Consider the following 11,188-nt stretch of genomic DNA (forward strand, 5'->3'; position numbering starts at 1 on the left):
GTAAATCTGACGGCTCAGCCTTCGAAGGTTCGAATCCTTCTCCCTCCACCATTTTACATTTTGTTTTATCAATTTATATCGTGATACTAGCTAAATATCTGTCCACAATTCCTCGTTATCAAGCATCGATTTTTTCAATTCCTACACGACAAGTTTTACCCCCTAACGGTACTATTTTTTGCTTAATCTTTTCTGCTGCTGTTAATTGGCTATTTCGCCGGTCAACATTATTGATGCCATTATTTACGGTATTTTGTCTTTATCTGCTCTATTTCATCCTTTACTGCCATTATTGAACAATAAATCCCTATATGGATCGATAAACACTACTCTTAACTTTGTATTTTAGTTATTATTTATTCCTTTTTGGAATAACGAGTATTATTGCATGTCATCATCTTGGGTCAATCAGGCCATTGCAAAAATAGAAGCCGATTATCAACGTTCTGCTGATACACATCTAATCAAATTAGACTTGCCACAACTTGATGGCATAGACATTTATCTAAAAGATGAAAGTACACATCCTACAGGCAGCTTAAAACACCGTTTGGCTCGATCATTATTTTTATATGCCCTTTGTAATGGCTGGATAAAAAAAGATACCCCAATCATTGAGTCATCCTCTGGCAGCACTGCCGTTTCAGAAGCCTATTTCGCTCGATTACTCGGTTTACCTTTTATTGCGGTAATGCCTAAAAACACCGCTAAAAAGAAAATTGAACAAATTGAATTTTATGGGGCTAAATGCCACTTTGTTGATAATGGCAGTCAGATGTACGCAGAATCAGAAAGATTGGCTGCTGAGTTAACAGGTCACTATATGGACCAATTCACTTATGCTGAACGTGCAACAGATTGGCGGGGTAACAACAATATTGCTGATTCTATTTTTAACCAAATGGAACGCGAACCACATCCAATCCCAAGCTGGATTGTGATGAGTCCAGGAACTGGCGGCACCAGTGCCACTATTGGTCGCTATATTCGCTATCAACAACAAAAAACCCAACTGTGCGTCGTTGACCCAGAAAACTCAGTCTTTTATGATTATTTTCACAGTGGTGATGCCACGATTGTGAGTGATAAATACAGTAAAATTGAAGGTATTGGCCGACCTCGGGTTGAACCATCGTTTATTGCAGGGGTGGTTGATAGCATGATTAAAATCCCAGATGCCGCGTCAATCGCAACCATTCAATGGCTAGAACAATTAATTGGTCGTAAAACGGGCGCGTCCACTGGCACAAACTTGTATGGGGCGTTATTGCTGGCAACACAGATGCGACATGCAGGCCAAACAGGTTCAATTGTGACGTTAATTTGTGATGCTGGTGAACGTTATCTCGATACCTACTACAACCCCGAGTGGATCGAAAATAATATCGGTTGTTTTCAGCACTATCGCGAGAAACTGTCTGCCTTTAATGTTTGTGGTTTAATCAGTTAACTAAACATTAAAAAAGCCGTTGAATCTGGATTCAACGGCTTTCATTATTGGCTCAGCATCAAGGGGAAACGTTGCTAAATACACATTAGTCGATATTCAAATATTTGTGAGTTTGAATCGATAAACGCCAATTACGCGCAATACACACTTTCATTGCAAGATCGGTTGCCCGCGCCTTTTGACTAATCGGTTGTAAACAAATCGTTTTGGCACTGATATCTATGTGTTGTAACAGCTCATCTAATTCTTCAATATGACGTTCTGTCGCAATAGGATGTTTAATTTCGTTAGCACGATTTAACGCTTGATCAAGTACCTTGTAGCCACCTTTCATATTAATTTTAGGTGATACCGTCACCCACACATCAGGATGACATTTCACTTCAAACGTACCACTGGTCTCAATCTGGATCTGATAACCCGCCTCAACAAAATCGTTAGTTAATTCCGTTAGGTCATACAAACACGGCTCACCACCAGTTAACACGATATGTTTTGCGGTAAAACCTTTGTCCCGAAATGCTTGCAGTAATGTGTGACCATTATGATCAGCCCAACGTCCTATGGTGCCATCGACCTGAATCACTTGCTCTGCGGTCACCTTATTCTCAGGTAATACATCCCACGTTTGCTTGGTATCGCACCATGAACACCCAACAGGGCAACCCTGCAAGCGAACGAACAGCGCAGGAACACCAGTATATGTACCCTCGCCTTGTATGGTTTCAAATACTTCGTTAACGGGATATTTCATTGTTTACCTTACTTGTAGTGACCAGCAGTAACCGGCTGACGAATTACGGGCCGGCATTTATAGAGTATTTTGCCATTAGCTGCAAGTATTTACCGCTATGGCTTTGCAGTTGAGCCTGCCTTAGGTAAAATATCCATTCTATTTCCTGAACCACTGGGCGTTGATCACCCCGATCTTGCAAGTCAGTTCAGTACGTTAAGAGTATATCCATGTCAGATACAAAGCTAAACACACCGACTAAAGCCCTTGTTGTTTTCAGTGGTGGTCAAGATTCAACCACTTGTCTTATCCAAGCATTATCACAGTACGATGAAGTACATGGGATCACCTTTGATTATGGCCAACGTCATAGACAAGAAATAGAAGTGGCAAAATCATTGGCAATTGAGTTGAAATTAGCCAGTCATAAAGTCATGGATACTAGCTTATTAAACGAATTAGCTATTTCGGCGCTAACGCGTGATGCAATTCCGGTTTCACATGAATTGATGAACAATGGTTTACCAAATACTTTTGTTCCTGGCCGTAACATTTTATTTTTAACCTTAGCAGGAATTTACGCGTATCAATTAGGCTGTAATGACATTATTACTGGCGTATGTGAAACCGATTTTTCTGGTTATCCAGATTGCCGCAATGAGTTTGTGCAATCTATGCAACATTCATTAGCATTAGGCATGGATAAACCCCTGAAAATTATTACACCTTTAATGTGGCTCAATAAAGCAGAAACATGGGCATTGGCAGACAAATATCACCAATTGGCTTTAGTGCAACATCAAACCTTAACTTGCTATAACGGAATAGTAGGCAAAGGATGTGGCGATTGCCCTGCTTGTGTACTTCGTCAACGTGGTTTAGATGATTATTTACAAAACAGTCAAGTCGTGATGGACTCGTTAAACAGTAAGCTGTAAGCCTATTATTGATATTTAGCCTGTAGTGTAAAGTTAACCATCTGATTTTTTATTTTCTTTAAGATTGCTTAATCAATATGAAAACACACTATTAGCCTAGTGAAGTCTTTTTAGTCTACAGTTAATTCTGTGTTGAGGTAAATCGGCTTAATTAGTCGTGAACAGAAGTATATAGAGGATATTTTGCTAAAACATAATTCAAACACAATTGGTCTGTATCATTTTCTTGTGGTGATCAGTCTTATTTGTATTGCTCTGTTTGCAGCAGATATTCCCTCTCCTGCATTTTTACCTATTGATCAGTATTTTAGCTATCAATATGACTTAATTGCCAGTGGTCAGGTTTGGCGCTTAGTCACTGGAAACCTGTTGCATACCAATTTATGGCATTTGCTAATGAATTTAGCTGGATTTTGGGTAATTGTTTTTTTACATGAAGTACATTACAAAAATCATTCAGGCAAGTTGTTGCTACTGTTTTTAAGCTTATGTTTATTTGAAGGCATAGGTTTATACCTGTTCTACCCTACCTTAAAGGCCTATGTGGGTCTAAGTGGCGTATTGCACGGATTATTTGTATTTGGTGCTGTGATGGATATACGTAAAGGCTACAAGTCGGGATACTTACTCGTGATAGGAGTCATGTTAAAAGTCGGTTATGAGCAAGTATTTGGTGCCAGTGACAGCGTGACTCAATTAATCAATGCACGGGTTGCCACTGAATCACATCTTATTGGCCTTATAAGCGGTCTATTGTGCGTGTTGTGTTGGTCGATGATGGATAATCGCTTAAAACACCATAATGAGGCATAAGCTTGTGTCTGTTTTACTGCAATAATCTCACTAACAATATCTTCACAGACAATCGTTTCACTATCAGACATTAATGATAAACAATGAGTACACTAAGGTACTCATTGTGTCGTTATTGGCTCAACTTCTGATACGGGCGTAACCTCGGATTGATCCATTTCTGCAGCTATCCCAGCATCGGGTTGTGTCACCTGGCTCGCGGCATTGGCTTGTGCTCGCTCAACTAATTTATCGTATTCTGCTTGGGTAATAAGATAACTTTTTAAGGCGGGTAACGATTTTGTCGCCGGTTCAGTCACGGGAATATCTGACATACCACTAATATCAACTCGTCCAAATAACACCACTAGTGTAATCACAAGCAGGTGGACAAATACCACGAGTAAAGCAAGATAAGGACTCCTACTCACAACAGCCAAAGCCCGTTGCAAGGCATTAGCATTTGGCTCATCAGGCTGTAACAAAGGTTCGTTGCGATTGACTGAACTTGTTACACCCGTTAACTGCAGTTGGATATCATCAGCGACTTGCTGGCGATGCCGTTGTAACTCATGTTCATCCACAACATCATCTTCTGACTCTACAAAAGGTGTCACGTTTTTGTCAAAATCAATACTAACAGCATCTGCTTGCGGTAATGATTTATTTCCCCAACGCGAGTGGTGGCGAGTTGATGCTGAAATACTCGAATGGGATTGTTGGTTATTTTTAAACATAAAGTCTAATCTGCCAATAATGATTGCCTAAGTATAACGTCAACCGCCTTATTGAATAGCACCTTATTTATGCGGTTAACCCCTCAATGAGATTAATAAAGCTTAACCCAATAAAGCGTAAAAAGACCATCTACGCCATGATGTATGAGACTTAAATTTCAGCTTACACGTGTTCACCTAAATATAGCTATTTAATATTAGGGCTGATAAACTCAATTTGCTCAAAATCCTTTCAGCGTTATTCACAGGATATTATGAATTCACTATCAAACATCTCGACATCAGAGCAAACATCTAACGTTTCTTCTGGCTCAGATTACGGCCATAGGGAAGAACAAGCCAATGCATTATCGCATGCGCTTGGCGTGATAGCAGGTATTGTTGGGTTAATTCTGATGCTTATAAAAGCTCCAGATCATTTAACCTTGCTACAAATCACAGGTGTAACGATTTATGGGGTCAGTATTATTGCGTTATTTTTAGCATCGACCTTGTATCACTCAAGTAAAAGCGCGCTGTGGCGAAAACGCTTTAAAATGGCTGATCATTGCGCCATTTATGCGCTCATAGCTGGCACCTACACTCCAATGATGCTGATTAGCCTTCAAAGTTCTCAGGCCACGATTATCCTTGTGGCTATTTGGACATTAGCGCTAGGAGGAATTATATTTAAAACCTTGTTCATTGGCCGATTTAAAGCTTTTAGTGTGCTGCTGTATTTATCCATGGGGTGGTTATGTGTCACCATAATAAGCGACTTAAACACTAAAATGAGTGATTTAGGCTTGGGCTTATTATTCGCAGGCGGCTTATTTTATAGTTTAGGCGTGGTATTTTATGTAGGTAAACGTATCCCATATAATCATGCTATATGGCACTTATTTGTTCTTGGCGGTGCGATTAGTCACTTTTTGTGTATCTACTTAACCGTACTGTAAAAGTGAGCTAAGGTAATCGCCAACTAAAATACACTACAATCGTAATCAGCTTGATTACGATTGTACTTTTGAAAATGTTTTATTATCCTTGCCTAATATTCAACATCTAATCACTATTGTGTCTATAGTGGGTTTATTTGGGATCTAATGTCTACCCTATCTTCAATTGAGCGCATTTGGTTTGTTGTTAACCTTATCCCAAAAGGCAATGTGTTACCTTATGGCGTTGTTGCTGACTTTGCAGGATTACCAGGCAGAGCACGTTACGTTTCTAGGGCGTTAAAATTAGCACCACAGAATCTAACCTTACCTTGGCATCGAGTGATTAATAGCCAGGGTAAAATCTCGTCTGCTAACAACACTGATGCTTTTCAAACTCAACAACAATTACTAAGATTAGATGGAATAGAAGTGAACGCAGGCAAGATTTCATTGTCTCAATATCAATGGAAACCTGATATCGCCACCCTAGTAATAACTTTACCCTATTAATATCAAGCTATTAACCATTATCAAAATTGAAGGTAACAATACTTTGGTCAATAAATTAACTCGCTTATCCACGTTAATCTTGTGTATTAGCCCGGTGATCCACGCACACGCAACTGACAATCAACAACCTATTGCTGATAGCGAAACCACGCCTAAATTACATCAATCAGAAACCGCCGTCTTTTTAGAAAAATTTGCACAAGTTAATCCAGCTGCGGCATTAAGTGACATGGAACAAGCAGCCATTTTATCGCCCTTAACAGCCCATACTGCTAGCTATAAGGTGTTTTATGGTAGCTTCGAGTTAGGTGTAGCAAATTATCGCTTACCTGCAACCGATAGCGGATTTTACAGCTATCATTTCGACAGCGATGTCAGCTTATTAATGCTATCTGATCAACGCCACCTTAAAAGCGAATTTACCCTAGAAAACGGTAAATTAGTGCCATTTCGATACATACAAGAACGCACTGGTACAGGTAGTGATTACACTGAACAGACCGCCTTTGTCAAAGGGCAACAATTTATTCACACCATCTACAAGCAAGAAGCATTAAAGCTGCCATACCAAGAGAAAGTATTTGACCCTTTGATGGTGCAATTACAATTTAGAATGGATTTAGCGGCCAATATTCGACCACTAGATTATAAAATGGTGAAAGAAAAAGAAATTGATGACTATCAGTTTCGAGTCTTAGGTAAAGAAAAAGTCACGATAGAAAGCGGTACTTACGATACCGTAAAAGTTGAAGTTGTCCGCGACAGTACTAAAAGACAAACCTTTTTCTGGATGGCACCGACTTTAGCGTATCTGCCAGTGAGGTTAAGCCATTTCTCAAAAGGCAGTAAACAACTGGATATTCAGCTAGCAAGCTACCAATTTGAGCAACCTCTACCACCTATGACACCGACACTCATTGATGGCCCTAACAAGCAAAGTTCAACGGCGGTAGATGAACTGCATACAGACCCTGAAACTAGTGCTCAAATCACAGAGTCAGAATTAGATGAAATAAAGCAATTAGCGGAGGATTAACTCACCTTTTCTAAATAACTTCCACTCACCTGGCTGTAACACAACCCAATTTTCGTTATTGGTCAGTGGCCTAGTTGCAATAACGGTTACCACGTCGTTTGGCGTGGTTTCTTGACTAAAATCAATGACCACATCGGTATCAATTAAAGTTGCCTTTCCAAACGGTGCACGGCGCGTGATATGGCATAAGTTGTTGGTACAATATGTCATCAAATCAATGCCATTACTCAACAACATATTAAACACGCCTAACTGTCTTATTTCATCAGCAAGTTGACTGATATAATCAAACACATCATCGAGATTATCTGGCTCATGCTCACCAAACTTATTGACCACAGATTCTAAAATCCAGCAAAAAGCTAATTCACTGTCTGTATCACCGACAGGTTGAAATCGAGAAACGATGAATCTTGAGTGGTAATCCGTCAATTGGCCATTGTGGGCATAAGTCCAATAACGGCCCCATAACTCACGGCTAAAAGGATGGGTATTGACTAAGGATACGCAGCCTCGATTCGCTTGGCGAATATGACTAATGACAATTTCACTTTTAATTGGATATGACTTTATCAGCTGTGCAATATGTGATTGACTACTAGGACAAGCGTCTTTAAATGTGCGGTTTCCTTTACCTTCATAAAAGGTAATTCCCCAGCCATCAACATGAGGACCCGTTACCCCACCACGCTCAGCTAAGCCTGTAAAACTAAAAACAATATCCGTTGGCACATTCGCGCTCATCGCCAGTAATTCACACATTAGCCTTGCCTTTTCTGTTGCTATATTGAGCTAAACACTTTTCATAAGCGTATTGTATCGAGTAAGCCAATTGAGTGGAATATTTCTGACACACAAATATTTAAACAATTGTTTGAAAAAGGCTTGTAATCGAGGCGGCATAAGGTTAACTTTTATGTGACACAGGTCCGACCACGATCATTCCTGTGAATGAGATCAACAATAAATAAGCTATTTTGCCTACATATAGCTTTAAGGAGAAGTACAGTGACCACCCTACTTTGGATCATCGCGATGATCTTTGTGCTCGGCGCTATGGCATACTTAAGAGTATCGCTATTATCAACCACGATTGCTGCGGCAATTGTGTTAGTCGTCGGTAGCACCTTGGACATTATTGGTGTAATTACATGGATTGTATTCCTTGTTATTGCGCTGCCACTCAATATTAAATCATTCAGACAAAACTTTATCAGTCGTCCGCTGCTAAAAGTGTATCGCGGTATCATGCCTGAAATGTCTTCTACAGAGAAAGAAGCAATTGAAGCAGGTACAACGTGGTGGGAAGCTGATTTATTTGCCGGTAACCCTAACTGGAGCAAATTACACAACTATCCTAAAGCGCGTTTAACTGCCGATGAACAAGCATTCCTAGATGGTCCTGTTGAAGAAGTCTGTAAAATGACTAATCAACATCAGGTATCACATCAGTTAGGCGATTTGCCTCCAGAAATCTGGCAATTCTTAAAAGATCATGGCTTCTTCGCGATGATCATCAAGAAGAAATTTGGTGGTCTTGAATATTCAGCTTATGCCCAGTCATGCGTATTACAAAAGCTTGCTGGCGTCAGCAGTGAATTAGCCTCTACTGTTGGTGTACCTAACTCATTAGGCCCTGGCGAGCTTTTACAACACTATGGTACCAAAGAGCAGCAAGATCACTATTTACCTCGTTTAGCTAAAGGTATAGACGTGCCATGTTTTGCACTGACTAGCCCTGAAGCAGGCAGTGATGCTGGCTCAATTCCAGATTTTGGTGTGGTGTGTAAAGGTGAATTCCAAGGCGAAGAAGTGCTTGGTATGAAGCTAACATGGAACAAACGTTATATTACGTTAGCACCAGTCGCGACTGTATTAGGCCTGGCCTTTAAACTACGCGACCCTGAGCACCTACTAGGCGATAAAGAAGAATTAGGCATTACTTGTGCCCTTATTCCAACTGACATTCCAGGTGTTGAAACCGGTCGTCGTCACTTCCCATTGAACTGTATGTTCCAAAATGGTCCTACACGCGGTAACGAAGTGTTTGTACCATTAAGCTTCATTATTGGTGGCCCAGAAATGGCCGGCCAAGGTTGGAGAATGTTGGTTGAGTGTCTGTCTGTTGGTCGTGGTATTACCTTACCTTCAAACTCAGCCGGTGGCGTTAAAACTGCCGCTGTTGCTACAGGTGCTTATGCACGTATTCGTCGCCAATTTAAATTACCTATCGGTAAATTAGAAGGTATCGAAGAGCCAATGGCCCGTATCGGCGGTAACGCATATTTAATGGATGCCGTTGCAACCTTAACCACAACTGCCATCGATTTAGGTGAAAAACCTTCAGTTATCTCTGCCATCGTTAAGTATCACTTAACCGACAGAATGCAGAAATGTATTATTGATGCAATGGACATTCATGGTGGTAAAGGCGTCTGTCTTGGCCCAAATAACTATTTAGGTCGTGGCTATCAAGCTGCTCCAATCGCCATTACTGTTGAAGGTGCAAACATTCTAACGCGTTCAATGATTATTTATGGACAAGGTGCTATCCGCTGTCATCCATATGTATTGGCCGAAATGGAATCAGCGTTTGATACTGATGCAAACCGTGGCTTAGCTAACTTTGATTCAGCTATCTTTGGTCATATTGGTTTTGCAACGTCGAACTTTATTCGTAGTTTCTGGATGGGTGTTACCTCATCTTACTTCACCAATAGCCCTTACTCAGATAAAACAAAACGTTATTATCAACAGATGAACCGTTTCAGTGCAAACTTAGCGCTATTATCTGATTTGGCCATGGCGACACTGGGTGGCAACCTAAAGCGCAAAGAACGTATTTCTGCCCGCTTAGGTGATTTACTGAGCCAATTGTATCTAACTTCTGCCACGCTTAAGCGTTATGAAGACGATGGCCGTTTAACTGAAGATTTACCTTTAGTGCAATGGGCTGTTGAAGATTCATTATACAAGTTACAAGATTCATTAGATGACTTGCTTAACAACTTCCCAATGGGTTTAGGCATTGCACTGCGTGGGGTAATCTTCCCATTCGGTCGCCCAATAAAGCGTCCTAGTGATGTGTTAGATCATAAAGTGGCTAAGATCATGCAAACGCCTTGTGCGAGTCGTGACCGTTTAGGTAAAGGCCAGTTCTGGACTGCTTCTGAGTTCAATCCAGTCGGTATCCAAGAACAAACGTTCAAAGATATCCTAGCTGCAGAACCACTCTATGACAAAGTCTGTAAAGCTGCCGGTAAACGTCTACCATTTATGTGGTTAGATAAAGTTGCTACAGAAGGTAAAGCGCTTGGTGTGTTAAGCGACAGCGAAATCGCTTTACTTGAACGAGCTGAAATTGGACGTTTGAAATCAATTAACGTTGATGACTTCGATACCAATGAGCTTCAAGCACAACTTGCACCAAAAGCTAAGCAAGAGAAAGCAGCTTAGCTGCTAGGTTTAAAACCTAAAAATAAAAAGGGTAAAGCGTAAGCTTTACCCTTTTTTATAGTAATAAATTATTCAGATAACTAAAGGACTAAGATGAAACACCTTACTGGATTACAATTGATGCAAGCCATGCTTAATGGCGACATCCCTGCCCCTTCAATCACCCAAACTATGCCAATGAACGCGATTGCTGTAAGCGAAGGCAGTGTCACCTTTGAAGCTTTCGCTGATGAGCGCCATCTCAACCCAATGGGCGGCGTGCATGGGGGTTTTGCTGCAACGGTTCTTGATTCAGCTACAGCATGTGCTGTGCACTCTGCATTACCCGCAGGTGTCGGTTATTCAACCATAGATTTAAATATTAAAATGGTTCGCCCTGTGCCTCAAAAGCAACGCTTATTGGCTAAAGGCAGCGTAATGAACTTGTCTACATCTCTGGGCATTGCAGAAGCAACCTTAACTACCGAAGACGGTAAACTATTGGCCACAGCCACCGCAAGCTGCCTTATTCTTCGTGGCAAATAGTCAATATTTGACCGCGTTAGGATGATCAGATTGTTAAACTCAAAATATTACTTCACTTGGGTTTAATCTATAGCCGCGCAGATATTCATGC

The 11,188-nt window shown here is 40.7% G+C and carries 11 protein-coding genes; 8 read left to right on the plus strand and 3 right to left on the minus strand.

All coding sequences use genetic code 11. The features are described 5' to 3' along the window. Positions 1-388: 388 nt before the first annotated feature. On the plus strand, positions 389-1,450 hold the full coding sequence (locus ACED29_RS19240; protein WP_124014989.1) for a PLP-dependent cysteine synthase family protein: 1,062 nt from the start codon (positions 389-391) through the stop codon (positions 1,448-1,450). 85 nt (positions 1,451-1,535) lie between these two features. On the opposite strand, the gene queE is transcribed toward ACED29_RS19240, so the two are convergent. Next, positions 1,536-2,204, minus strand: coding sequence for a 7-carboxy-7-deazaguanine synthase QueE (queE, locus tag ACED29_RS19245; RefSeq protein WP_273057282.1), 669 nt, complete (start codon positions 2,202-2,204; stop codon positions 1,536-1,538). A gap of 209 nt (positions 2,205-2,413) precedes the next feature. Between queE and queC the strand changes: the two genes are divergently transcribed. Further along, positions 2,414-3,121: a 7-cyano-7-deazaguanine synthase QueC gene (gene queC, locus ACED29_RS19250; protein WP_124014991.1), complete on the plus strand. Its 708-nt coding sequence runs from the start codon at positions 2,414-2,416 to the stop codon at positions 3,119-3,121. Positions 3,122-3,304: 183 nt separating this feature from the next. Beyond that, positions 3,305-3,934: a rhombosortase gene (rrtA, locus tag ACED29_RS19255; RefSeq protein WP_273057281.1), complete on the plus strand. Its 630-nt coding sequence runs from the start codon at positions 3,305-3,307 to the stop codon at positions 3,932-3,934. Between the two features lie 101 nt (positions 3,935-4,035). Here rrtA and ACED29_RS19260 read toward each other — a convergent pair whose 3' ends face one another. Then, positions 4,036-4,650 carry a hypothetical protein gene (locus ACED29_RS19260; RefSeq protein WP_371698439.1) on the minus strand — a complete coding sequence of 205 codons (615 nt, stop codon included), beginning with the start codon at positions 4,648-4,650 and terminating at the stop codon, positions 4,036-4,038. Between the two features lie 254 nt (positions 4,651-4,904). Between ACED29_RS19260 and ACED29_RS19265 the strand changes: the two genes are divergently transcribed. The 3 genes from ACED29_RS19265 (at position 4,905) to ACED29_RS19275 (ending at position 7,116) form a co-directional block, all read left to right on the plus strand. Beyond that, positions 4,905-5,588, plus strand: coding sequence for a hemolysin III family protein (locus ACED29_RS19265; RefSeq protein WP_371698440.1), 684 nt, complete (start codon positions 4,905-4,907; stop codon positions 5,586-5,588). Positions 5,589-5,735: 147 nt separating this feature from the next. Then, positions 5,736-6,080, plus strand: a complete 345-nt coding sequence (locus ACED29_RS19270; RefSeq protein WP_371698442.1) for an MGMT family protein — start codon at positions 5,736-5,738, stop codon at positions 6,078-6,080. Positions 6,081-6,309: 229 nt separating this feature from the next. Then, a complete protein-coding gene (locus ACED29_RS19275) occupies positions 6,310-7,116 on the plus strand; it encodes a DUF3108 domain-containing protein (protein ID WP_182756732.1) in 807 nt (268 codons plus the stop codon). Here the strand turns inward: ACED29_RS19275 and ACED29_RS19280 are convergent. Then, the gene (locus ACED29_RS19280; protein ID WP_124014996.1) at positions 7,102-7,878 is read right to left on the minus strand and encodes a class II glutamine amidotransferase; all 777 of its coding nucleotides are present in this window, start codon (positions 7,876-7,878) and stop codon (positions 7,102-7,104) included. The two genes, ACED29_RS19275 and ACED29_RS19280, sit on opposite strands and share 15 nt — an antisense overlap. 246 nt (positions 7,879-8,124) lie before the next feature. Here ACED29_RS19280 and fadE point away from each other — a divergent pair, with 246 nt between their 5' ends. Together fadE and ACED29_RS19290 are read left to right on the plus strand one after the other, a co-directional pair. Continuing rightward, positions 8,125-10,572, plus strand: a complete 2,448-nt coding sequence (fadE, locus tag ACED29_RS19285; protein ID WP_371698443.1) for an acyl-CoA dehydrogenase FadE — start codon at positions 8,125-8,127, stop codon at positions 10,570-10,572. A gap of 93 nt (positions 10,573-10,665) precedes the next feature. After that, positions 10,666-11,097 (plus strand): PaaI family thioesterase, encoded by a 432-nt coding sequence (locus ACED29_RS19290; RefSeq protein WP_124014998.1) that lies wholly within the window; start codon positions 10,666-10,668, stop codon positions 11,095-11,097. Positions 11,098-11,188: the final 91 nt, after the last annotated feature.

The organism is Shewanella sp. 5S214 (assembly GCF_041439795.1).
Lineage (GTDB): Bacteria > Pseudomonadota > Gammaproteobacteria > Enterobacterales > Shewanellaceae > Shewanella > Shewanella vesiculosa.